This is a genomic window from Roseobacter sp. HKCCD7870 (assembly GCF_037830315.1).
Taxonomy (GTDB): Bacteria; Pseudomonadota; Alphaproteobacteria; order Rhodobacterales; family Rhodobacteraceae; genus M30B80.
Map to the genome: position 1 here is coordinate 366,457 of NZ_JBBLYO010000002.1, position 23,983 is coordinate 390,439.

25 protein-coding genes are annotated in these 23,983 nt (G+C 54.7%); 22 read left to right on the top strand and 3 right to left on the bottom strand.

Annotated elements, in window-relative coordinates:
- Window positions 1-5: 5 nt before the first annotated feature.
- The 7 genes from araD (at window position 6) to AAC637_RS10265 (ending at window position 6,240) form a co-directional block, all read left to right on the top strand.
- Complete coding sequence (araD, locus tag AAC637_RS10235) at window positions 6-1,736, top strand: L-arabinonate dehydratase (protein ID WP_340303673.1); 1,731 nt, start codon at window positions 6-8, stop codon at window positions 1,734-1,736.
- Window positions 1,736-2,635 (top strand): dihydrodipicolinate synthase family protein, encoded by a 900-nt coding sequence (locus tag AAC637_RS10240; RefSeq protein WP_340303479.1) that lies wholly within the window; start codon window positions 1,736-1,738, stop codon window positions 2,633-2,635. Before araD ends, AAC637_RS10240 begins: the two co-directional genes overlap by 1 nt.
- Before the next feature lie 11 nt (window positions 2,636-2,646).
- Window positions 2,647-3,372: a ribonuclease activity regulator RraA gene (locus tag AAC637_RS10245; RefSeq protein ID WP_340303480.1), complete on the top strand. Its 726-nt coding sequence runs from the start codon at window positions 2,647-2,649 to the stop codon at window positions 3,370-3,372.
- A gap of 147 nt (window positions 3,373-3,519) precedes the next feature.
- On the top strand, window positions 3,520-4,236 hold the full coding sequence (locus AAC637_RS10250) for a haloacid dehalogenase type II (RefSeq protein WP_340298689.1): 717 nt from the start codon (window positions 3,520-3,522) through the stop codon (window positions 4,234-4,236).
- Window positions 4,237-4,330: 94 nt separating this feature from the next.
- Window positions 4,331-5,035 carry an SDR family NAD(P)-dependent oxidoreductase gene (locus AAC637_RS10255; protein ID WP_340303481.1) on the top strand — a complete coding sequence of 235 codons (705 nt, stop codon included), beginning with the start codon at window positions 4,331-4,333 and terminating at the stop codon, window positions 5,033-5,035.
- A gap of 36 nt (window positions 5,036-5,071) precedes the next feature.
- Window positions 5,072-5,569 (top strand): 2,4'-dihydroxyacetophenone dioxygenase family protein, encoded by a 498-nt coding sequence (locus AAC637_RS10260; protein ID WP_340256446.1) that lies wholly within the window; start codon window positions 5,072-5,074, stop codon window positions 5,567-5,569.
- Complete coding sequence (locus AAC637_RS10265; RefSeq protein ID WP_340254992.1) at window positions 5,566-6,240, top strand: class I SAM-dependent methyltransferase; 675 nt, start codon at window positions 5,566-5,568, stop codon at window positions 6,238-6,240. The genes AAC637_RS10260 and AAC637_RS10265 overlap by 4 nt, the downstream gene beginning before the upstream one ends.
- Here AAC637_RS10265 and phnF read toward each other — a convergent pair.
- Window positions 6,179-6,928: a phosphonate metabolism transcriptional regulator PhnF gene (gene phnF, locus AAC637_RS10270; protein ID WP_340260050.1), complete on the bottom strand. Its 750-nt coding sequence runs from the start codon at window positions 6,926-6,928 to the stop codon at window positions 6,179-6,181. The two genes, AAC637_RS10265 and phnF, sit on opposite strands and share 62 nt — an antisense overlap.
- Window positions 6,929-7,022: 94 nt before the next feature.
- Here phnF and phnG point away from each other — a divergent pair, with 94 nt between their 5' ends.
- From phnG to AAC637_RS10345, 15 genes are all read left to right on the top strand, one after another.
- The gene (gene phnG, locus AAC637_RS10275; protein WP_340303482.1) at window positions 7,023-7,475 is read left to right on the top strand and encodes a phosphonate C-P lyase system protein PhnG; all 453 of its coding nucleotides are present in this window, start codon (window positions 7,023-7,025) and stop codon (window positions 7,473-7,475) included.
- A gap of 8 nt (window positions 7,476-7,483) precedes the next feature.
- Window positions 7,484-8,071: a phosphonate C-P lyase system protein PhnH gene (phnH, locus tag AAC637_RS10280; RefSeq protein ID WP_340303483.1), complete on the top strand. Its 588-nt coding sequence runs from the start codon at window positions 7,484-7,486 to the stop codon at window positions 8,069-8,071.
- A complete protein-coding gene (locus AAC637_RS10285) occupies window positions 8,071-9,171 on the top strand; it encodes a carbon-phosphorus lyase complex subunit PhnI (RefSeq protein WP_340303484.1) in 1,101 nt (366 codons plus the stop codon). The genes phnH and AAC637_RS10285 overlap by 1 nt, the downstream gene beginning before the upstream one ends.
- Window positions 9,168-10,001 (top strand): alpha-D-ribose 1-methylphosphonate 5-phosphate C-P-lyase PhnJ, encoded by an 834-nt coding sequence (locus tag AAC637_RS10290; RefSeq protein WP_340255007.1) that lies wholly within the window; start codon window positions 9,168-9,170, stop codon window positions 9,999-10,001. Before AAC637_RS10285 ends, AAC637_RS10290 begins: the two co-directional genes overlap by 4 nt.
- The gene (gene phnK, locus AAC637_RS10295; protein ID WP_340303485.1) at window positions 9,998-10,768 is read left to right on the top strand and encodes a phosphonate C-P lyase system protein PhnK; all 771 of its coding nucleotides are present in this window, start codon (window positions 9,998-10,000) and stop codon (window positions 10,766-10,768) included. Before AAC637_RS10290 ends, phnK begins: the two co-directional genes overlap by 4 nt.
- Window positions 10,769-10,777: 9 nt before the next feature.
- Window positions 10,778-11,461 carry a phosphonate C-P lyase system protein PhnL gene (gene phnL / locus AAC637_RS10300; RefSeq protein ID WP_340245286.1) on the top strand — a complete coding sequence of 228 codons (684 nt, stop codon included), beginning with the start codon at window positions 10,778-10,780 and terminating at the stop codon, window positions 11,459-11,461.
- Window positions 11,458-11,994: a phosphonate metabolism protein/1,5-bisphosphokinase (PRPP-forming) PhnN gene (phnN, locus tag AAC637_RS10305; RefSeq protein WP_340303486.1), complete on the top strand. Its 537-nt coding sequence runs from the start codon at window positions 11,458-11,460 to the stop codon at window positions 11,992-11,994. The genes phnL and phnN overlap by 4 nt, the downstream gene beginning before the upstream one ends.
- 7 nt (window positions 11,995-12,001) lie before the next feature.
- Window positions 12,002-13,144 carry an alpha-D-ribose 1-methylphosphonate 5-triphosphate diphosphatase gene (locus AAC637_RS10310; protein ID WP_340303487.1) on the top strand — a complete coding sequence of 381 codons (1,143 nt, stop codon included), beginning with the start codon at window positions 12,002-12,004 and terminating at the stop codon, window positions 13,142-13,144.
- 92 nt (window positions 13,145-13,236) lie between these two features.
- Window positions 13,237-14,055 (top strand): phosphonate ABC transporter ATP-binding protein, encoded by an 819-nt coding sequence (gene phnC, locus AAC637_RS10315; RefSeq protein ID WP_340303488.1) that lies wholly within the window; start codon window positions 13,237-13,239, stop codon window positions 14,053-14,055.
- Window positions 14,056-14,119: 64 nt separating this feature from the next.
- Complete coding sequence (gene phnD, locus AAC637_RS10320; RefSeq protein WP_340303489.1) at window positions 14,120-15,019, top strand: phosphonate ABC transporter substrate-binding protein; 900 nt, start codon at window positions 14,120-14,122, stop codon at window positions 15,017-15,019.
- A 76-nt stretch (window positions 15,020-15,095) separates the two neighbouring features.
- Window positions 15,096-15,971, top strand: a complete 876-nt coding sequence (gene phnE, locus AAC637_RS10325; RefSeq protein WP_340303490.1) for a phosphonate ABC transporter, permease protein PhnE — start codon at window positions 15,096-15,098, stop codon at window positions 15,969-15,971.
- A 7-nt stretch (window positions 15,972-15,978) separates the two neighbouring features.
- Window positions 15,979-17,313, top strand: coding sequence for a phosphonate ABC transporter, permease protein PhnE (gene phnE, locus AAC637_RS10330; RefSeq protein ID WP_445322738.1), 1,335 nt, complete (start codon window positions 15,979-15,981; stop codon window positions 17,311-17,313).
- Between the two features lie 9 nt (window positions 17,314-17,322).
- Complete coding sequence (locus AAC637_RS10335; RefSeq protein ID WP_340303492.1) at window positions 17,323-17,958, top strand: chloramphenicol acetyltransferase; 636 nt, start codon at window positions 17,323-17,325, stop codon at window positions 17,956-17,958.
- A 96-nt stretch (window positions 17,959-18,054) separates the two neighbouring features.
- A complete protein-coding gene (locus AAC637_RS10340; RefSeq protein ID WP_340303493.1) occupies window positions 18,055-19,881 on the top strand; it encodes an ABC transporter transmembrane domain-containing protein in 1,827 nt (608 codons plus the stop codon).
- Window positions 19,882-19,998: 117 nt separating this feature from the next.
- Entirely contained in the window at window positions 19,999-21,921 is a 1,923-nt protein-coding gene (locus tag AAC637_RS10345) for an acyl-CoA synthetase (protein WP_340303494.1), read from the top strand.
- A 23-nt stretch (window positions 21,922-21,944) separates the two neighbouring features.
- On the opposite strand, the gene AAC637_RS10350 is transcribed toward AAC637_RS10345, so the two are convergent.
- The gene (locus AAC637_RS10350) at window positions 21,945-22,832 is read right to left on the bottom strand and encodes an amidohydrolase family protein (protein ID WP_340303495.1); all 888 of its coding nucleotides are present in this window, start codon (window positions 22,830-22,832) and stop codon (window positions 21,945-21,947) included.
- A 52-nt stretch (window positions 22,833-22,884) separates the two neighbouring features.
- Entirely contained in the window at window positions 22,885-23,892 is a 1,008-nt protein-coding gene (locus AAC637_RS10355) for a 4-hydroxythreonine-4-phosphate dehydrogenase PdxA (RefSeq protein WP_340303496.1), read from the bottom strand.
- Window positions 23,893-23,983 lie beyond the last annotated feature (91 nt).

The window sequence follows — 23,983 nt, forward strand, 5'->3', positions numbered from 1 at the left end:
GCAGAATGTCGAAAAGTCCTAATGATTTGAGATCATCGCGCTGGTTTGCGCCTGACGATCTTCGCAGCTTTGGGCATCGGTCTCGCATGATGCAGCTTGGTTATGCGGAAGAGGAGTTTCGAGGGAAACCGATAATTGGTGTTTTAAACACTTGGTCAGAGATCAACTCGTGCCACGGGCATTTTCCTGAGCGCGCTAAGGAAGTTAAGCGCGGTGTGAACCAAGCGGGCGGCTTCCCGATAGAGATGCCAGTCCTCAGTTTGGATGAACAATTTACAAAACCGAGTTCTATGCTCTATCGCAACATGCTTGCCATGGAGACTGAAGAGGTTATCCGCTCTCACCCCTTTGATGGGGTTATATTGATGGGTGGCTGCGATAAGACGACGCCTGCTCTGATTATGGGAGCTCTTAGCGCTGGAGTGCCATTTATCTATCTACCTGCGGGACCGATGCTACGTGGCAACTATGCGGGGCAGATCCTCGGCTCTGGCTCGGATGCATGGAAGTACTGGGATGAGCGCCGCGCTGGCAACATCAGTGCGAAACAATGGCGCGGTGTTCAAGGCGGCATCGCTCGATCGCATGGCGTCTGCATGACTATGGGCACGGCGTCGACGATGACGGCGATAGCGGATTCAATGGGGCTAACACTGCCAGGGGCCTCTTCAATCCCTGCGGTTGATGCCAATCATTCGCGAATGGCGAGCGCCTGTGGCCGGAGGATCGTAGAAATGGTCTGGGAAGATGTCTCTATGCAAGACATTGTTACGTCAGCCAGTGTGAAAAACGCCGCCATCGTCGCTATGGCCACCGGCTGTTCCACTAATGCAGTCGTTCACCTCATCGCTATGGCCCGTCGCGCTGGGGTGGAACTCACGCTCGATGATCTCGATGCTTTGGGGCGCACGGTCCCTCTGCTCGCCAACGTTCGGCCTTCAGGTAAAGATTACCTAATGGAAGATTTTTATTACGCCGGAGGATTGCTGGCAATGATCAAGCAGATCGCTGATCGGCTCGACACATCAGCCATTTCGGTCAATGGAAAGACCCTGGCCGACAACATCGCGGAGGCTCAGGTCTACAATGATGACGTCATCCGTCCTCTGTCTAACCCAGTTTACCATGAGGGTTCGCTTGCAGTTTTGAGGGGAAACCTCTGTCCTTCGGGTGCGGTAATCAAACCGGCCGCCTGCGATCCGAAATATCACGTCCACGAAGGGCCAGCTCTCGTATTTGATAGCTACGCTGAGATGAAAACGGCGATTGACGACGAAGGCCTCGATGTGACGCCTGATCATGTCCTTGTCCTGCGCAATGCTGGGCCGCAAGGTGGCCCTGGTTTCCCTGAATGGGGGATGTTGCCCATCCCAAAAGCGCTGATCAAGCAGGGGCATCGCGACATGCTGCGCATTTCGGACGCGCGGATGTCGGGAACATCTTATGGCGCTTGCGTTCTTCATGTTGCACCTGAGAGTTTTGTTGGTGGGCCGCTGGCTCTTTTGCAGAGCGGAGATATCGTCCGCATGGACCTACCTAACCGGTCGCTGAACATGTTGGTGGATGAGGCAGAGATTGAGCGCCGCCGTGCAGCCTGGACACCGCCGGAACCCCGTTACCACCGTGGTTGGGGCTGGATGTTTTCCAAACACGTCGGGCAGGCCGATACCGGCTGCGATTTCGACTACCTAACCCGCGGACACGGCACCGCCGCAGGGGAACCGGATATCTTCTGATGGCACATGATCTCGACACTGCACTTGCTGGTATCTCGGGCATTTTGGTGACGCCTTATGACGAGGCTGGAGATGTGGCGCCCGTAAAGCTCACTCCGATTCTGGATCGGGCGCTTGCCGCTGGCGTTCATATGCCGGTAGTCAATGGCAATACCGGCGAATTCTATGCGCTGACAACGGATGAAGCTTGCACAATGGTGCGCGAGGTCGCAGCACTCGTGGACGGTCGGGCGCCGCTGCTGGCTGGCGTGGGCCGCGGAGTGCGTGATGCCTGCCGCCTTGCCAAGGTTTCTGCTGAGGCCGGGGCAACTGCGCTCATGGTGCACCAGCCGCCTGATCCTTTTGTCAGCCCACGCGGCACGGTCGACTACCTAAAGGCAGTGGCTGATGCTGGTGATGGGCTGCCGCTGATGCTTTATCTTCGCAATGATACCATGGGAATAGCGGCCATTGCCGACTTTTGTGCGGTGGACGGCGTGAAGGGCATAAAATGGGCGACCTCCAATCCGCTCAAACTGGCTGCTGCCATTGACGCCTGCGATCCAAGTCTCACCTGGGTGGCTGGGCTAGCAGAAGTCTGGGCGCCGTCACTCTATGCTGTGGGTGCGCGCGGCTTCACCAGCGGCTTGATTAATGTCTGGCCTGAACGGTCGGTCGCCATTCACACGGCTCTTACTTCAGGGGACTATGCAAAGGCGAATAGCCTGATCGCTGATATGCGCGCTTTTGAGGATATCCGCGCTGAAGAGCAGAACGGTGCTAATGTAACCGTGGTCAAGGCAGCCCTAGTCGCGCAAGGCCATAATTGTGGACCGACCCGTCCGCCTTCGGCATGGCCGCTCACGGCCTCGCAACAAAAACAACTAAATGCATTCATGATCGCAAACGGCTTGACCTGAGGATTAGAACAATGACTGATCACCCATTGAAACCAGAGACGAAAGCAAAACTTGGACAGGTCTCTGTCGCGACATTGGCGACAGCGCTTTTTAAGCGTGGCTTGCGCCACCAGGTTATTCAAGACGTACGACCTCTGTCGCCAAAGGGCAACAACATGGTAGGCCCAGCGTTTACGCTGCGCTATGTGCCAGCGCGAGAGGACCGCAACCAACTTGTAGAATTCCGCAATCCCGGCCACCCGCAGCGCGTCGCGATCGAAACCTGCCCGCCGGGCTACGTGTTGGTGATGGACAGTCGCAAGTCGGCCGCTGCCGCAAGTGCAGGCGATATCCTGATCACGCGATTGATGATGCGCGGCGGTGCCGGTGTCGTCACCGATGGCGGTTTTCGCGATGCGATGAACATCGCCAAGCTGGACATGCCTGCATATCATTCGCGCCCATCTTCGCCCACCAACCTCACAACCAATGAAGCCATTGCCATAAACGAACCTATTGGTTGTGGCGATGCACCGGTCTTTCCCGGTGATATTGTGGTCGGCGACGATGACAGTGTCATAGTTATTCCAGCCCATCTGGCCGAGGAAGTTGCAGACGAAGCCGTTGAGATGACGGCGTACGAAGATTTTGTAATTGAGCAAGTACAAAATGGTGCCACGATTATTGGTCTGTATCCCGCAACCAAGGAAGAAAATCTCAATAAATTTGCCAAATGGCGTAAGGCAAATAATCGTTAAATGAGCAAAAATAGCGTTAGTTAGAGATAGAAACTCGAATAGCTTACAAAAGGAGCTTCAAGTCACGCACTTTAAATTTATTGGCAGACCATTTGCCTTGTGGTTTGGTGAGATTGCCATTTACGAATTTAATGACGGAGACCCAAAATGACTGGGCCTGAGAATGTAAAACTGATTATATTTGATTGTTTTGGAACAGTTGTTGATTGGCGTGGTAGCATTATTGAGGACTTGTCTAAGTGGGGTGAACAAAAAGGCCTATCAATTGACTGGGCGCTGGTAGCAGATCTTTGGCGCGGCAGCTACGAGCCGCAAATGGGGCGCGTAAGATCAGGGGAAATTCCTTGGACTAATTTGGATGACTTACATTTTGAAAGTCTTCAGGCTGTGCTATCAGAACTACACGCACCTGAGCTTGGTCAGCTAGATTTAATGTATATTAACCGTGTTTGGCACCGTTTAAATCCTTGGCCAGACGCAGTTGAGGGGCTGGAACGCTTGAAGCGTAAGTTTGTGATTGGCCCATTATCTAATGCTAATGTTTCTCTTCTGGTTAACATGGCCAAATTTGCGAATTTGCCTTGGGATCATGCCTTTTCTTGCGAGTTATACCAGCATTATAAACCTGATCCTGAGACATACCTGGGAGTGTGTCGGATGATGTATCTGGATCCTGAAGAGGTGATGTTATGTGCTGCGCATAATTATGACCTTGTTGCTGCACGTGAATGTGGACTGCGGACGGCATTCATCCCAAGGTCTACCGAGTATGGTCCCGGGCAGAAGACTGATCTAACTGCCGAGCAAGAGTGGGATGTCATTGCGTCTGACTTAATTGAGTTTGCAACTGAGATGGGCGCCTAGAAATATAAGGCTCAATTAAACTTTAATTGAAACTTGTATGCGCTGCCATCTTGTATGAAGGTGGCTCAAGTATTCCGCTCGCAAAGGTACAAATATGAAGAATGCAGTAGTTATCGGTGGTACGGGCGGGATAGGCGCCGGTATTGCGCGCGTGCTATTGCGAGAGGGTTGGGATGTATTGGCCACAGGTCTTGATGAGTGCGAGATTGATGCTTTCTCAATTGCTGTGCCCAGCGTGGAAACCGCTGTATTAGATGTCACCGACCAAGGTCAGGTTACTGAATTTTTTAACCGGTTTGAAACTCTGGATGCGCTTGTTAATTGTGCCGGCGTTTTGTTTCGCGGTGCGGAATACGAAATGGATGTTTTCACCAAGGTCATCGAGATCAACCTCACTGGTACAATGCGTACATGTTTAGCAGCTCATGAATTGCTCGCCAGATCTAAAGGTGCGATTGTCAATACCGCCTCGATGCTCAGTACATTTGGCGGACCACTTGTGCCAGCCTATTCAGCCTCAAAAGGCGGCGTTTCCCAGTTAACCAAGGCTTTGGCTGGAAAATGGGCCGCCGATGGAATTCGCGTAAACGCGATTGCACCTGGATGGATTGAAACAGAAATGACAGCTGCCTTGCGCGAAGATCCAGAGCGCAATGGACCAATCTTGGCTCGCACGCCAATGGGACGTTGGGGCAAACCTGATGAAATTGGAGAGCTTGTAGCGTGGCTACTATCGCATCGCGCAGGCTTTATAACCGGTGCTATCTACCCTGTAGATGGTGGATACAGTGCAATGTGAGATAATATGCCCCTACAAAAAACTGACCAAGATCCAATGACCCCATATCAGCTTCCTTTTCCAAAAGATGCCTTGGAAGAGATAGTAGTGCCTAATGCTATTCCAGATGATGAAAGGATCTGGGTTCCGCAGGCTCCCAATGTATGGTTTCGTCCGCTGTGTTTGAATCGTTCTCAGGGTTATTGGATGAACCTTCTGAAGGTGAAAAAATCAGGTGTTCTATCGCGCCATCGACACCCTCAAGCAGTACATGGTTGGGTTCTTAAAGGACGGTGGTATTACCTTGAGCACGATTGGGAGGCGACCGAAGGCTCGTATGTGTATGAACCTCCTGGTGAAACTCACACTTTGGTAGTTCCCGAAGGGGTCGAAGAAATGATCACCTTTTTCCAAGTTAATGGGGTCATGTGCTATGTCGATCCTTATGGCGAGGTTTTGGGCTATGAGGATGTCTTTACCAAGATTGATCTGTGCCGCGCGCATTACGAACGCGTCGGGCTTGGCGCAGATTACGTTGACCAATTCATCAGATGACAGATCATGCGCCATCCCCGAATGCTGCGGAAGCTGGCTTTTGGGATGCGGTCTATCACGATCGGGCGGTTGATCAGCTTGGGTGGTATCAAGCAGATTACACCCACGTCCTTGCCCAAATCGCGGCGCTCAAGCTTGGGCCTGACGCGCCCATTCTAGATGCAGGGGCAGGGCGGTCAGGTTTGGTGCGTGGCTTGACGCTTGCAGGCTATCGCGATGTAACAGCCATCGATATTTCGGCCCATGCCATGACCCAAAGCACGGCGGCCTGTCGTGATCTTGACCATCCGCCGCGCTTCATTTGTGCGGATTTGCGCAACTGGCAACCGCCCCGCCACTATCACCTTTGGCATGATCGCGCGGTGTTTCATTTCTTAACCGACCCTGACGCGCAGGCGGCCTATGTGCAGATGATGGCCCGCGCTGTGATCCCCAAGGGTCATGTGATCTTGTCGGTGTTCCACCAAGATGGCCCTGAGCGATGCAGCGGCCTGCCTGTGCAGCGTTATGATGCCGCCACGCTTGCTGCGCGGCTGGGGTCAGATTTCACCCTGCGCGCGGCGGAGACAGCCACGCATCACACGCCAAGCGGTGTTGCGCAGCTTTTCCTTAGGGCGCATTTTGTGCGGGCGGCAGGGGTGTCGGGGCAGAGCCCTCAACCCGCAATTTAACGCGCCCGCCTACCATCACGCTTTGCCCGAATTCCAAGACTGCGCCGGATTTTGCGCAGATGTTAATCGCGGTGATTTCTAACAGGGCCGCGCCATGGCGAATGCCCAATTGATGTGCCTGCAATTTTGTGGCCGCGCGCGCGTCAATTTGCGTGTCGCGGCGCAGGTAATCGTCAAACCCATCCGCCGCAAAGGCCGCTGTAATCGAAGGGTCGCGTGTAAGATTGTCCAATAAATTCGGCAGCCTTGCGGCAGGAAAGCAAGATGAAAACAGCGACAGAGCCACCCCATCGGCATAGGATAGACCCTCTGCGTGATGCACCAATTCCCCCTCGCGGATATCGAGCATCTCGGCCTCTTTGGCATCAGCAGGGCGGCTGAACAATGCGGTGTAACGTCTATCGGGCACACGGCCTGTTGCGCGGATGGCTTGGGAAAACCGTACCCTTGGCCCAATCTGATAAGGGGTCTGGGCTTCGGTTACAAAAACGCCTGCGCCTTGGCGGCTAAGGGCCAGCCCCGCCTCAACCAGACTTGCGATGGCGCGGCGCACCGTATGGCGGTTCACGCCAAAGCGGGCGGCCAATTCCGCCTCTGTGGGCAATTTCGTGCCCGCTGCAAAGCGTCCCAAACGGATATCGGTTTCCAGGTCGTCTCGAATTTCTGTCCAGATCGTGGCTTTGGGCATCTGTCATCAAAATTTCATCAAAAGCCGCTTGTGAGGGGGCAGGGTTGAGCGTAAAGTTTGTCTAGTTGTATATTTTATCGGATAACTTCGCAAGATGTCGAATTTAGGCGAACACATCGAACGGCAAGCATGGCTGTCCACCATGGCACAGGCCTCCGCAGATCGCTTGATCGCGCTGTGTCAATCCGCAGGCGTTGAGGTGCCGCATAGCGTTTTGCGTGCGCCTGAAATTGGCACGGTCATGGTGCGTGGGCGCGCAGGCGCGGTGGGCGCTGCGTTTAATCTCGGTGAAATGACTGTCACCCGCGCCTCGGTGCGCCTCACCGAGAGCGGTGCGGTCGGGCATGGATATGTGCAGGGCCGCAGCCATGAGGCCGCAACCTATGCCGCGCTTGTCGATGCGCTGTGTCAGACAGATCAAGGGCCGGCTTTGATCGCCTCCGTGATCACCCCTTTGCGCGCGGAAAAAGCAGCGCGTGAGGGCGCGCGGGCGGTCCGCGCGGCGGGCACAAAGGTTGAATTTTTCACCATGGTTCGGGGGGAATGAGTATGGCAATGTCTGAGTCAAATGTGACCGACGCAATGGGGGGCGGATTCGCCAATCCCCCGCGCGATGCGGCAATTGCCTTTCGCGCGGCCTTGGATGTGATGGCCCGTCCTGGGGTGATCCGCGAGATTTCAGGTGGGCATCCGCCGCTGCCCTTATCCCCTGCGGCGGGCAGTTTGCTGCTGGTTCTTTGTGATCCTGAAACACGGGTTTACCTTTCCCCGTCTTGCGACACAGACGCCATTCGTGCATGGCTGCGCTTTCATACGGGCGCGCCTTTGGTTGTTGCGGATGAGGCAGATTTCGCCATTGGCCCATGGGATGAGCTTTGCGTTGATCTCAGGAAAATGCGTCAAGGTGTGCAAGATTACCCTGACCGCTCTGTCACATTGATCGTTGAGATGGATCATCTCGCGGCGGAGGGGGTGCGCTTGACTGGGCCAGGCATTCAGGCGGAGGCCTATCTCAATCTGCCCGAGACTGCGGCTTTTGTCGCCAATGCGCGCCGCTTCCCGCTTGGTTTTGATACGTTCTTCACGTCAGGCAGCCAAATAGCAGCCCTGCCGCGATCCACCCATATTGAGGGGGCTTCCTAATGTATGTTGCGGTAAAGGGGGGCGAGCGGGCGATTGACGCCTCCCATGAATGGCTGGCCGATGAGCGGCGCGGCGCAACCGATGTGGCGGAACTGAGCATCCCGCAAATTCGCGAACAGCTTAGCTTGGCTGTCAATCGGGTCATGGCCGAAGGTTCGCTATACGATCCTGATTTGGCAGCTCTGGCGATCAAGCAGGCGCGCGGCGATATGATTGAAGCGATTTTTCTAATACGCGCCTATCGCACCACCTTGCCCCGTTTTGGGGTTAGCGCCCCGATTGATACTGGCGCGATGCGCTGTGATCGGCGCATTTCGGCCACCTTTAAGGATCTGCCAGGCGGGCAGATCTTGGGGCCAACCTTTGACTATACCCACCGTCTGTTGGATTTCGCGTTGATGGCAGATGGGGCGGTCCCGTCCGAGGATGAGGGGCGCGCCCCAGTGGATGCCGCACCTTTGCCGCATGTCACCGAATTTCTGGATCGCGAGGGTCTATTGCAGCCCGAGCCTGAGGATAACACGCCCCCGCGTGATCTGACGCGCGAGCCCTTGGATTTCCCTGCGGATCGTCCGCTGAAACTTCAGGCCTTGGCGCGTGGCGATGAGGGGTTTGTTCTCTCCATGGCTTATTCCACGCAACGGGGCTATGCGCGCAACCACCCGTTCGTGGGCGAATTGCGGATCGGGCGCGTGGCTGTGTCGATGGATATTCCCGAATTGGGCTTTGCCATTGATCTGGGCGAGATCACGGTCAGCGAATGTGAAACCGTGAACCAATTCACAGGCAGCAAGATCGAGCCGCCGCAATTCACCCGCGGTTACGGTTTGGTCTTTGGGCAATCCGAACGCAAAGCGATTTCCATGGCCCTCGTGGATCGCGCCTTGCGATGGGACGAATTGGGTGAGGATAATGTGGGCGCGCCCGCGCAAGACGCAGAGTTTGTCCTGTCCCATTCCGATAATGTGCAAGCAACTGGGTTTCTCGAACATATCAAATTGCCCCATTACGTGGATTTCCAATCTGAATTGGAGCTGATCCGCCGCCTGCGCGCCGAGGCGATGATGGCATCTACGGGCCCACGGGAGGCTGCAGAATGAGCTATAATTTTGCCTATCTCGATGAACAGACCAAGCGGATGATCCGCCGCGCTATTCTGAAGGGGGTGGCCATTCCAGGCTATCAGGTGCCCTTCGCAAGTCGCGAAATGCCAATGCCCTATGGGTGGGGCACGGGCGGCGTGCAGGTTTCTGCCGCCTGCTTGACCCCCGATGATGTGTTCAAAGTCATCGACCAAGGTGCGGATGACACGACCAATGCCGTTTCAATCCGCCGCTTTTTCGAGAAAACCGCAGGCGTGGCCGTGACCGAGAAAACCACGGAGGCCACTGTCATCCAAACGCGCCACCGCATCCCTGAAACGCCGCTCAGTGCGGATCAGATTTTGGTCTATCAAGTGCCAATCCCCGAGCCGCTGCGTTTCCTAGAGCCGCGTGAAACCGAAACGCGCAAGATGCATGGGCTTGAGGAATATGGCCTGATGCATGTCAAGCTCTACGAGGACATTGCGCGCCATGGCGAGATTGCGACCGCCTATGCCTATCCCGTGAAGGTCGAAGAGCGCTATGTGATGGATCCGTCTCCAATCCCGAAATTCGACAATCCCAAATTGGAAAGCCCTGCCTTGCAATTGTTTGGGGCGGGACGTGAGCAAAGGATTTATGCCCTGCCACCCTATACCAAGGTCGTTAGTCTCGATTTTGAAGATTACCCCTTTGATCCGTCAAAAGCGGCACATCCTTGTGCGCTATGTGGGGCCGAAGACAGCTACTTGGATGAGGTGATCGTGGATGATGCGGGCGGGCGGATGTTTGTCTGTTCCGACACAGATTACTGCGCCAGCCGCCGCGAGACAGGAGAGGCCGCATGACCCCGCTTTTGCAAGTGCGCAATATTGAGAAACGATACGGCGCGCGGATTGGCTGCGCTGATGTCTCGTTTGATCTTTATCCAGGCGAAGTCTTGGGGATTGTGGGCGAGTCTGGGTCAGGCAAGTCCACGCTGCTCAATTGCCTTGCGGGGCATCTGAGCCCTGATCAGGGCGAAGTGATTTTTGACACCCGCGCCGATGGCCCCCGTGATGTCCGTCAGATGCCTGAGGCCGAGCGGCGGATGCTGTCGCGCACCGATTGGGCCTTTGTGCATCAAAATCCGCGTGATGGATTGCGGATGCGGGTATCCGCAGGCGGTAATGTCGGCGAGCGGTTGATGGCGGTCGGCGCGCGTCATTATGGCGATATTCGCCAGACCGCAGGTGACTGGCTGACCAAGGTTGAAATCGACACCGCCCGTATGGATGATCGCCCGTCGGCCTTTTCGGGTGGGATGCAGCAGCGCCTGCAAATCGCGCGCAATTTGGTGACGGGCCCGCGCCTTGTTTTCATGGACGAACCCACGGGCGGTTTGGACGTTAGCGTGCAGGCACGGCTGTTGGATTTGCTGCGCGGTCTTGTCCGCCGTATGGGATTGTCGGCCATTATCGTCACCCATGATTTGGCGGTCGTGCGTCTTTTGGCAGATCGGCTGATGGTGATGAAATCGGGCCATGTTGTGGAAACAGGTTTGACCGATCAGGTCTTGGATGATCCGCAACACGCCTATACGCAGCTTTTGGTATCTTCGGTTTTGCAGGTGTGAGGGATGACGATGATCACAGTCACAGATTTGGGGAAATCTTTTACCCTGCACAATCAAAACAGCGCGGTGATCCCCGTGCTAGAAGGCGCGAATTTTTCCGTAGCGGCGGGCGAATGTGTCGCCCTGACAGGGGAAAGCGGGGCAGGGAAATCCACTGTTATGCGCATCCTTTACGGAAATTATCTGGCGCAAGCGGGGCGTGTGGTGGTGAACGGGTTGGACATCACCACCGCCACCCCGCGCGAGATTTTGACCCTACGGCGCGAGGTTTTAGGGTATGTCAGCCAGTTCTTGCGCGTGGTGCCGCGCGTGCCTACCCTAGAGGTTGTGGCAGAACCGCTCTTGTCTCTTGGTGTGGCTGAGGACGAAGCGCAGGCGCGGGCCGCAGATTTGCTGACGCGGTTGCGCATCCCCGAACGGCTTTGGCCGTTATCGCCCACGACATTCTCGGGCGGTGAACAGCAACGCGTCAACATCGCGCGCGGATTTGCACATCGCTATCCTGTTTTGCTGTTGGATGAGCCAACAGCCAGCCTTGATGCCCAGAACCGCGAGACGGTGCTATCGCTGATCGAAGAGGCGAAGGCAGAAGGGGCTGCGATAGTTGGAATTTTCCATGACCTTGAAGCGCGCGAGCGGGTGGCGGATCGCGCCATCGATGTCAGCGTCTTTACCCCAAGGAAGATCGCATGAAGACAGGCCGCCTCATTGCGGTTGTTGGCCCCTCTGGGGTGGGCAAAGACAGCGTTATGGCAGGGCTGATGGCCCGCCATCCGGATTTGCGCGCGGCCAAACGCGTGATCACCCGCCCCAGTGATGCGGGGGGTGAGGCCTTTGATGGGGTCAGCGCAGATGAATTTGCGCGTCTCAACGGGCAGGGGGCCTTTGCCTTGTCATGGCAGGCGCATGGCCTCTCTTATGGTATTCCCGCTGAGGTGGCCGATTGGATTGCCGCAGGTCAGGATGTCCTTGCAAACCTGTCTCGCAATGTGTTGAGCGAGGCTGCGTTGCGATTTGCGCATGTAGTGGTTCTGTCCATCACCGCAAGCCCTGCGGTTTTGGCCACGCGTCTTGCCGCGCGCGGGCGCGAGGATGCACGGGATATCGCCGCGCGTCTGGCGCGACAGGTTCCTTTGCCCGAAGGCCTGAATATCGTGGAAATTGACAATAGCGGCACGATAGAGGTCGCCATCGCCGCCGCTGAGGCAGGCTTATTCAAAGGATAGACCAATCATGAGCATCGAAGTGATTTTCGGCAATGCGCAGATCGTTACTGTGGATCGGGTCTTTGCAGGCAGCGTGATTGTGCAAGATGGGGTCATTGCGGATATCCGCGAAGGCGGCACCTTGCCGCGTGGCGCGATTGATTGTGAGGGCGATTATCTGACGCCCGGTCTGGTTGAATTGCACACTGACAATCTTGAGCGGCACATGCAGCCGCGCCCGTCAGTTGATTGGCCCCATGATGCGGCCATTATCGCCCATGATGCCGAACTGGCAGGGGCAGGGATCACGACAGTTTTCGATGCCATGCGCATTGGGTCGATTAATTCGGGCAAAACCCGTTACGAACGCTATGCCCGTCCTTTGGCCGGCGAGATGTTGGCCCTGCGCGATCAAGGGATGCTGAAGATCAGCCATTTTCTACACTTGCGCGCCGAAATCTGTTCCGAAACCTTGGCGGAAGAATTGGCCGAATTTGGCCCAGCAGACCGCGTAGGTTTGGTGAGCCTGATGGATCACACACCAGGGCAACGGCAATTCCGTGATCTGTCCAAGCTCAAAGCCTATGTGATGGGCAAGAACAATCTCAGCGAGGATGAATGGTTAGACCATATCGCACAGCTGACAGATATGCGTGCGCGGTTTGGGGATATGCACGAACAGGCCGCAGTGGATCACGCCCGCCGCTATGGCGCGCTCTTGGCAAGCCATGATGATACCACCGCGGATCATGTCGCGAAATCGGCAGGCTACGGGATCAAATTGGCCGAATTCCCGACCACGCGCGAGGCGGCCGAGGCCTGCCATAGGCATGGCATCGCGGTTATGATGGGCGCGCCCAATTTGATCCGTGGCGGGTCACATTCGGGCAATGTTTCGGCTGCCGAACTGGCCGAAGCGGGCCTGTTGGATATCATCTCCTCCGATTATGTCCCTGCCGCGCTTTTGCTGTCGGCTTATCGCTTGGGGCAAATGTGGAATGATCTGCCGCGCGCCATGGCCACAGTGACGGCCAACCCTGCTAAGGCTGCGGGTTTGCAGGATCGTGGCCGCATCGAACAAGGCTTGCGCGGTGACGTTTTGCGCCTGTCTGTTGCGGGCGGCACACCGCGTTTGCGCGGGGTTTGGTCGCGCGGCCTGCGCGTTGCCTGACCGATGATATTTTTACGAAACGGTAACAATTCGGTCACGTAACTGAATCACTGCACGGCGATACGGTCCTCTAGATTTTGGAAGGGGGCCTTATGCTCGAAGTGCGCAACGTAACCCGGGTTTTTGGCAGTAAGATTGCCGTTGACCGCGTTAGCTTTTCTATCGACCGACCTGCCTTTGTCGGGATCATTGGCCGCTCTGGGGCGGGCAAGTCCACCTTTCTTCGGATGATGAACCGCCTGACCGATGCCACGGATGGCGAAATTTTGGTTGATGGCACCAATGTGCTTGCCTATCGCGGCGCGGATGCGCGCGCATGGCAAAGCCGCTGCGCCATGATCTTTCAGCAGTTTAATCTTGTGCCACGTCTCGATGTTGTCTCGAATGTGTTGCATGGGCAATTGAACCAAGCCTCGACCTTGGCCACGATGTTTAATCTTTGGTCAAAGTCCGATATTTCCCGCGCGATTGATATTCTCGATCGTCTGGGCATTGCCGAACAAGCGCCCAAACGGGCCGAGGCGTTGTCAGGTGGGCAGCAGCAGCGTGTCGCCATTGCCCGCGCCTTGATGCAAGATCCCCAGATCATTCTGGCCGATGAACCTATCGCCAGCTTGGATCCCATGAACGCCCAAATCGTGATGGATACGCTCAAGCGGATCAACACAGAAGACGGGCGCATGGTGATTGCGAACCTGCACACATTGGATACGGCGCGCCAATACTGCGACCGCGTGATCGGAATGCGGGACGGGCGCATCGTGTTTGATGGCACCCCTGCACAACTGACCACGGGTGTCGCGCGCGACATCTATGGCGCGGATGAAACATTCAACGAATTCGCTACCTCTACCAAGATTTCGGGTGCTGAGGCGGTGGCGGAAAAGCGGGCGATGAACCCCGCGATGTAAGGTCTGATCTAAGACCAAAACCCCAGTCCATCTGTTCGGACATCTCATCTCACGGAGACTTCTCATGAAGAAACTGGCAACCCTCCTCGCAGTGACAACAGCCCTTGCTGGGCCTGCTGCGGCACAGGAAATCACCGAATTCAATATCGGCCTTTTGGGCGGCGAAAACGCGCAAGACCGTTTGGCAAATAACGAATGCTTCCGCGCCTATGTTGAAGAGGCCCTCGGCGTTCCAACCCGTTTGTTCACCCCTGCAGATTACAACGGCGTGATCCAAGGCTTGCTTGGCGGCACGCTGGATTTCGCATGGTTGGGCGCGTCTTCCTATGCCGCGACCTATATCGCAGATGAAAACGCGGTTGAGCCTGTCTTGGTTAAGACCAATTTGGATGGCTCTTTCTCGTATCATTCCATTGGCTTTGCCCGCGTTGACAGCGGCATTACCGATTTGGCCGATCTTGACGGCAAAACCTTCGGCTTTGGTGATCCAAACTCGACCTCTGGTTTCTTGATCCCTTCGGTTGAAATTCCGCAGTTGGGTTACTCGATGGAGCCAGGCGATTTCTTTGGTGATGTGGTATTCACAGGCGGTCATGAGCAGACAATCATCGCCGTAAACAATGGCGACATTGATGCAGGCGTGACTTGGGCCGATGGTTTGGGCAACTGGGAAGACGGCTACAACTCGGGCGCGTTGCGCCGCGCGGTTGATGCAGGTCTGGTTGACATGAACGACTTAGTTGAAATCTGGCGCTCTAAGCCAATCCCAGAAGGCCCTGTCGTTCTGCGTCAATCGCTGCCTGACGATGTAAAGGCGACTGTAACCGAACTCTTGGCCAATCTGCACGAAACAGATGAGGCCTGCGCCTATGGCGTGGCGGCAGGTGAAACCGCAGGTTTCGCACCCATCAGCCACGAGGCCTATGAGACCATCATCGCTGTGCGTTTGGCACAAGGCAACTAAGCCCTTGTTGCACACTGGTGCATGATATTGGGGGGTGCGCAGATTTGCGCGCCCCCACCTTTACGAAAGGTGAACCATGACCGATATCACCTCATCCCAGATGGATCGAGAAAGACTGGAAACAGTGCGCGAAGATTATCTGCAGATGACGCAGCGCCGCCGTCTCTATTCAGGTCTGCTTATTTTGATCTTTGCGGTGATGTTGATTTCTGGCTTCTCTATTGCAGAAGATCGCAATGCAGGTGGTTTCTTGGAAGGCCTACATCGCCTTTTTGATTTCCCTGCTGATCTAATTTCTGAGGCGATTGAAAAAGCAGCAAATCTGCCCGGCCATATGGTGGATGCACTGCCTGCTTTGATTGAGACGCTTAATATTGCGGCGGTCGCGACTTTGCTTGGCTGCGCGGGTGGGGTGGTGTTCTCGCTCTTGGGCACACGCGGGCTGGCCTATTGGCCGCGTCTGATCCCGTTCTTTCGCCGTATCACCGATATCTTGCGCGCGATCCCTGAGGTTGTGGTGGCATTGGTGCTGATTTTTATCATGGGCGGTGGCCCCGTGCCTGCAATGATTGCAATTGCGCTGCATACGATGGGTGCCATGGGCAAATTGTTTTCCGAGGTGAATGAAAACACCGATATGAAACCTGTCGAAGGGTTGCAGTCTGTCGGTGCAAATTGGGGTCAACGGATTTGGTTGGGTGTCATCCCACAGGTTTTGCCCAATTACCTCAGCTATGGGTTGCTGCGCTTTGAGATCAATATCCGCGCGTCAGCCATTCTTGGTTTTGTGGGCGCGGGCGGCATTGGCTACGAGCTGAAAAACGCGCTGACCTTTGGGCAGGGCAAGTTTGATGAGGCCGCCGCCGTTTTCGTGATCCTGTTTTTGACGATTGTCGCGGTTGATCAACTCTCAAGCAGCCTGCGCAATTATTTGACGAAGGGGACGTTCTGATATGGTCATGGCTACCCAAGATGTTGCGGCCTTGCGTGCCTCCGAAATCCGCCGCATTGGGCGCAAGAAACTGTTTGGTTTTGCGATCCCAGCGGTGATCCTTGCCTATGCAGTCTATGTCTTTTTTGCCTTTGACATTCTGAGTCTGGCAGAACGGGCGCGGATGGATAACGCGGCGGTGTTGGTGTCGGATGCGGTCAGCTATAAAACCCATGTCACGCGCGATAATCGCTCAGGCGAGATCACGGTGGCCATTGAAGGTTCACGCCGTGCCACCTATGCGCCTGATCAAATCCCCGCTTGGGCCGAAGTGGCAGGTGAAACAGCCGAAATCGAACTGCGCCATGGGCATCGCGTGACCTATGCTGGGCCGCTGATCACCTATCACCATCCTGAATTTGGCGATATTGTCATTGATACCTCAAATGGGGTTGATTTGCGCCTATCCGCCGAGGCGGTCCCTGATTTCATCAATGCCTCGGGCAATCGCGTCTCGATTGCGACCGAAGGTGGGCGGCTGTCGGTCACCCGCAACCGCACAGAAACCATGCGCTATTTCGCGGGATGGGAGATGTTCTTTTTCGATCTGGCCAGCCCCTATTCAGGCATGAGCGCGGGCGAGCTTTTCGCAACCATCACCCGCGGCGCGCAAATTGACCCCGCGCATTCCAATTTTGGTCTGATGCTGTCGAATGTCTGGAACAATTCAATCTGGCGGCATGGGGATGTTTATTGGGCATTGGGGGAAACGATCCTGATGGCCTTTCTGGGCACATTTGGCGCGGCAATGATTGCGCTGCCTTTGGCGTTTTTTGCGGCAACAAATTTCGCTCCGTCCAAAGCGGTGCGGTTTGTCATCCGCCGCCTGTTTGATTTTGTGCGTGGCTTGGATGCGCTGATCTTTACCATCATCTTATCGCGGGCCTTTGGGCCAGGGCCGATGACAGGGGCCTTGGCTATTTTGCTGACAGATACGGGCAGCCTTGGGAAACTGTTTTCCGAGGCCCTTGAAAATGTAGATGAAAAGCAGATTGAGGGGCTGGCATCGACAGGCGCGAATGCAGTGCAGCGCAATCGTTTCGGCGTCTTGCCGCAGGTCATGCCCATTTTGCTCAGTCAGGTGTTGTATTTCTTTGAATCGAACACGCGCTCGGCCACGATTGTGGGCGCGATTGTGGGCGGGGGCATCGGTCTATTGCTGACCCAAGCCATCCAGACCACGGCAGATTGGGAAAAGGTCACTTATTATATAACCTTGATCGTGCTGATGGTGGTTGCAATGGATGCGGTTTCTGGTCGTATACGGGCGCGCCTGATCAAAGGCGATGGCTCAGGCAAGTGATAGGCCAACATGAGTGACGCAAAAAAACTGACAGCCGATACGCCCCTGATCCATCAAGGCTGCGAAATCGCCAATTCTACCTTCGGGGCTTATTGCGAGGTGGGGGCGTTCTCGCGCGTTTTGAACTCGGCTTTCGGGGACTACGCCTATTGTGACCGTATGGCCGATATTGCCAATGCCGATATCAGCAAATTTTCGAACATTGCCGCGATGACACGGATCGGGCCAACCGATCACCCGATGCGCAATGCGGCGCAACATCATTTCCTCTATCGCTCTGAGCTCTATTTTGATGACGCGTCAGACGATGCTGCATTTTTTGCCGCGCGTGTGGCGCGCCGTCTTAGCCTTGGGGCCGACTGTTGGATCGGTCATGGTGCGATTATCAAACCCGAAATCCGCGTGGGCATCGGCGCGATTGTTGCCGCAGGCGCTGTGGTGACCAAGGATGTGCCAGATTTTATGATTGTGGCAGGCACGCCCGCAAAGCCCTTGCGCATGCGCTTTGCCGATGAGGTCGCGCAAGATCTCATGGATTTGGCGTGGTGGGACTGGGATCATGCCCGTCTGCGCCGCGCATTACCTGATTTCCGCGCGATGCCTGCGGCGGAATTTGTTGCCAAATATCGCGGGCCGCGTCCCTGATTTAATTTCTGCGCACATTAGGTCGCGCCACGCGGGGCTTGTTTGATGAGCCGTGCCGCTTTATCCCACTTTCACAGATTGAGGATAAACGCGACCATGACCACCCAAACCGATGCCGCTAAGGCAGCAACGCCTGCAAAGGCCGCCAATGCCGCGGAGGAGCGTGCGCGCTCCAAAAAGATTGGATCGCTGCGTGCGCTTGTGCCCTTTCTCGTGCCGTATCGTGTCTGGATCATCGGGGCGGGTTTGGCGCTTGTGACCACGGCGCTTGTGGCGCTGATTATGCCCTTGGCCGTGCGCCGTGTCGTAGATGGGTTTGAGACAAACACCGCCGCCCTCTTGGACAGCTATTTTCTTGCTGCCTTGGGGATCGCGGGCCTTTTAGCGTTGGGGACGGGCGCGCGCTATTACCTCGTGACACGATTGGGCGAGCGCGTGATTGCCGATATTCGCAAGGCTGTGTTTTTCCGCATGATCTCCATGAGCCCAAGTTTTTATGAGAAGGTCATGACGGGTGAGGTGCTCAGCCGCATCACCACAGACACCACTCTTTTGCTCAGCGTGATCTCCTCCTCGGTGTCGGTTGCCTTGCGCAATGCGCTGATTTTGATGGGCGGCTTGGTGATGATGGTTGTCACATCGCCCAAGCTGACGGGGATGGTTCTGCTGCTTGTGCCTGCGATTATCGTTCCGATTGTGGTTTTGGGACGCAAACTGCGTGCGTTGTCGCGTGAAAACCAAGATTGGATTGCACAAAGTTCTGGCGCGGCCTCCGAGGCGCTTTTGGCGGCTCAAACGGTGCAGGCCTTTACCCATGAGCGCGCCTCGTCCAACGAGTTTTCCAATGTGACCGAGGCCAGTTTCACAAGCGCTAAACGCCGCATTTCAACCCGCGCCTTCATGACTGTCATTGTGATCTTCCTCGTTTTTGCGGGGATTGTGGGTGTGCTTTGGGTGGGCGCCCGGGATGTGCGTGCAGACGCGATGAGCATCGGCGCCCTGATCCAATTTTTGATCTATGCAATTATGGTTGCGGGTGCGGTAGGCGCGCTGTCCGAGATTTGGGGCGAATTGCAGAGGGCCGCGGGTGCGACCGAGCGGTTGGTCGAACTTGTCTACGCAGAAGATACAGTCACCGATCCCGCTCGCCCTGTGCCCCTGACCCATGGGGGCAAGGGGGATATCGTGTTTGATGGCGTGGGTTTTGCCTATCCAACCCGTGCGGAAACGGCGGCCCTCAAGGATGTGAGCTTCACCATTAAAGCAGGCGAGACTGTGGCACTTGTCGGGCCATCAGGCGCGGGTAAATCCACAATCTTCCAATTGCTGCAACGTTTCTATGATCCGCAAATAGGCAAGATCACCCTTGATGGGGTTGATCTGCGCGATATGCGCCGCGAGGGGTTCCGCGCGGCTATGGCGCTGGTGCCGCAAGACCCTGTGATTTTCGCGGCCTCTGCGCGTGACAATATTCGCTTTGGCCGTCCTGACGCCACCTATGCTGAGGTCGAGGCCGCCGCCCGCGCCGCCGCCGCGCATGAGTTCCTTGCGGCTATGCCCGAAGGCTATGACAGCTATGTGGGCGAGCGGGGGATTATGCTGTCTGGGGGACAGAAACAGCGTATTGCCATCGCCCGCGCCATTTTGCGCGATGCGCCGATCCTGCTGCTAGACGAAGCGACCAGTGCGCTTGACGCTGAAAGCGAGCGGTTGGTGCAGCGCGCGGTCGCAGATCTCAGTGCCGAGCGCACGACCTTGATTGTTGCGCATCGTCTGGCAACGGTGAAAAAGGCCGACCGCATTTTGGTCTTTGATGCGGGGCAGATTGTCGCCGAAGGCAGCCATGATGCGCTTGTCGCGGAAGGTGGACTTTATGCACGTCTGGCGCGGTTGCAATTCACCGATGGAATCGCCGCACAATAAGCACTGCGTGCTTGCGAAAACGCGCTTTTCTCTTCATTCTCACGCAAAGCCTGCCGTGCGACCGCGTGCATCGTGACCGCAGGATCATTTGGGAGAATGATGGGGGGAGGCAAGGCCATGCTGCCTTTTGCGAATAATCGAGATGTGCGCAAAATTGAGACAGATCACCCGTGGCCTGCGGCCGCGCCTGCGCAAAGCATTTATGAATTGCTGACTGACATTGCAGCGCGCCATCCCGCGCGCCCCGCGGTCACCTTTCAATTGTTTTCAGATCCTGACGCAAAAGCAGAGACATTGGATTGGCAAAGCCTCAGGGCGGAGGTGACCCAACTGGCCAATCTGTTTGCAAGGCTTGGCATTGGCCCAGAGGATGCGGTGGCCTTTGTGTTGCCCAATAGCACCGAAACTGTCTTGACCCTTCTGGCGGGGATGGTTGCGGGCGTTGTGGTGCCCATAAACCCCCTGCTTGAGCCTGATCAAATCGCAAGCATCTTGCGTGAAACGCAAGCGCGGCTTGTGGTGACTTTGGCGCCATTTCCAAAAACCGATCTTGCACAAAAAACCGCCGCAGCCGTGGCCATGGCCCCCGAAGTTGAAACAGTGGTGGAGGTTGATCTTCTGCGCTATCTGACGGGGATCAAGCGGGTGATAGTGCCCTTGCTGCGGCCCAAGGTAAAGGTGACGCATCAGGCCCGCCTGTTGTCCTTGCGCGCAGAAATGGCGGGCGAGGCGGCGGATTGCTTGCGCCATCCAGATCAGGGCCGAGATCGTATCGCGGCCTGTTTTCATACAGGCGGCACAACAGGCATGCCCAAAGTGGCGCAGCACAGCTATTCGGGCATGATCTATAATGGTTGGGTGGGTCACAGTCTGTTGTTTACAGAAACCGATACCGTGCTCTGCCCGCTGCCGCTGTTTCATGTTTTTGCAAGCCATGTGATCCTGATGGGGGGATTGTGTTCAGGCGCCCATACGGTCTTTCCGACCCCGCAAGGCTATCGCGGGGCAGGAGTGTTTGATAATTTCTGGAAATTGGTCGAACGCTGGCAGGTCACCTTCTTGATCACGGTGCCAACTGCGCTTGCGGTGTTGATGCAACGGCCTGTGAATGCGGATATTTCATCGGTGAAAACCGCTTTTTCAGGGTCAGCCCCCTTGCCTTTGGAATTGTTCCGCAGATTTGAGGGGGCAACGGGCGTCAGCCTTGTCGAGGGATATGGCCTGACCGAGGCCACTTGTCTTGTCTCCTGCAACCCAGTTGAAGGTGAGAAAAAGGTCGGATCTGTTGGGATCCCCTTTCCGCATTGTAATGTGATCATCCTCAAAGATACGCCCGAAGGCCTCACAGAATGTGCCATTGATGAGATAGGCGAGATTTGCGTGGCAAGCCCCGGCGTGACAGAGCAGGGTATTTACAAAGACGCTATAAAATCGGCGGCGCTAATGTATGAGGGCCAATATTTGCGCACGGGCGATTTGGGGCGGTTTGATGCGGACGGGTATCTCTGGATCACTGGCAGGGCGAAGGATTTGATTAATCGCGGTGGTCACAACATCGATCCTGCAATTATTGAGGAGGCTTTGGCCACTCATCCGTCAGTGGCAATGGTAGCGGCCATTGGCCAGCCTGATCCAATCGCTGGCGAACTGCCCTGCGCCTATGTGGAATTGGTTGAAGGGGCAGATGTGACCGTGGATGCCTTAATGAAACATGCCCGCATCCATGTTACCGAACGTGCTGCAGCGCCCAAATATGTCGAAATTTTACCTGAATTACCGAAAACTGCCGTAGGTAAAACCTTTAAACCTGCTTTACGCAAACTTGCGATTGCTCGCGTATTAGACGCAAGCCTTGCTGAGGCGGGTTTTGCGGCCCGTGTTGTATCAGTGCGCGATGATATAAAATTTGGTCTAATTGTTTGTTTGAATAGTAATATTGATGAGGAGGAAGCAAAGATATCGCAGGTTATGGATAGGTTTTCATTGAAGTGGGAGTATCGAGCTGAGCCTCAACTGATCTCAGAATTATTGACCAAATGATTATAAATTCTGTATCTTAAAAATTATAAAATCTTGATCCCGTATACTTCCGATGCAGTGCCGCTAAACAATGACTGTCTCTCCTCGTTTGAATAGTCATTGGTAGAGGTGTCGAACCCTGAAAAAATAGTATTGAAATCTCCGCACAAGCCGTCCACCGGGAAGTTTGACGCAAACATAGATCTGTCAGGCGAGAAAATATCAATTGCCCTTCTGATGATGTCGCGATTGTCAGCTAGGGACCAAGGCTTTCCTGGAACACCTAATCCTGAAATTTTGATAAATGTTTGGGGAATTTGCGCAAAATCTTTTAGCGCTTCGTACCACCCAGCCAAACCCTCGGCGGATCTATCAGAAGGAAGTCCAGTGTGATTGAGTATAATTGGCACTTCTGGAGCCATATCTGCCATCGATTTTACTTCATACAAGTGCCACCACGGGGTCTGTAAATCGAACATCAGGTTTGATTTTGCTAAGGCTTTGTAACCGGCTTTGAAATATGGGTCTGTCATACCGCCCGGCGGTCCTCCTGGAGATGCATTGAACCGTGGTTTATGGCGTACGGATTTGACAATTGGTAGATTGGCTAAAGTAGAGAGAACCTCATCTAAATCGTTTTTGTCCAACCATGCTTGAGCGACATGCGCGGCTGGTTTTCCTGTACTATCTGCAACTTTTTGCATCCAAATTGCTTCACCAGTTGGGTCCGCGGGATCCCATTCTCCCTCCATTGTTACATTTGCAACAATCTCCCAATCTGCTGATACTAAATCGTATTCTTCATGCATAAACCTTGTGCGGATACTGGAGTAATCACCATATCTAAATGGGATTTGGGGCTCGTCGCGGAGCCAAGGATGGTAATTTAAGTCTGGATCCCAAAAGTGATGATGAGCGTCGATGATTTTCATATTTCGCTCCCGATAAAGATAAATCAGCAGAAAGTTGGGTTATTGTAGATAATTAAATTACTGCATTAACGTGTCTTGTGCGCAGTAATAAACGAAAAGCTTGAAGCGTCGCGCTGACAGAGGCGACGCCTTGACCCGCAATATCAAAAGCAGTGCCGTGCGCAGGGGTGACGATTGGTATTGGTAAACCGCCTGCAACGGTTACTCCACGCTCAAACCCCATCAATTTCATCGCGATTTGCCCTTGGTCGTGATACATTGTAACCACAGCATCCACTTCGCGGTTCTGCGCTTTTAAAAACACAGTGTCAGAGGGCCAAGGCCCAGTGACTTTCATCTGACTTTGTTGGTAATTCTGAATTACTGGCCCAATTACATCAATCTCTTCGCGCCCAAATTTTCCGTTGTCTCCAGCATGGGGATTGAGTGCTGCAACCGCTATGTGAGGGTATTCAATTCCGAAGCGTTTGAGAGTTACAGCGGCTAAATCAATGGCTCGGCTGATTGATAACTCATTTATATTGCGGGCCACTTCGCCCAAGCTTATGTGGCTTGTGACCCTGGTGGTCATGATGTCGTCCAAGACATTTATTTCAGAGTGATGGCCAGAAAACCCTATATACTTGGCAATAAATTGATGCTCGTCCTGTTCTTCCATGCCTGCAAGTGTCAACGCTGCCTTATTAAACGGTGAGAATAAAATACCATCGATAAGACCACGTTTAGCAAGATCTAGGGCGCTTTCCAGGTTGCGTAATGAAGATCTTCCGCTTGCCAAACAAATATTGGCCACTTCAATTTCTTCAGGTTCACAGGTCTGTAAATTGAGGTGTGCAACTCCTTCAAAACTGGAAATTTCTGAACGGGGTATTGTATTTAGATCTACATCTTTTCTGGCCTGCTTCGCGCCTTGTTTCCAAATATGAGCATCACCTACAAGAAGGATATTCGCCGCTTCTTTTACATCTGTTTCTTGTAATAATTTCGCGATAAGCTCAGGCCCAATACCGGATGGATCTCCTGGAATAATAGCAATTCTTGGTTTCATTGGATGCTTCACTTTCAAAAGTCCTCTATCATATCCGTAGAGTTTAAAATCGTGTTGGAGAAATCACTGATCATGGACATTTGGGGCTCGAAATAGACGACAG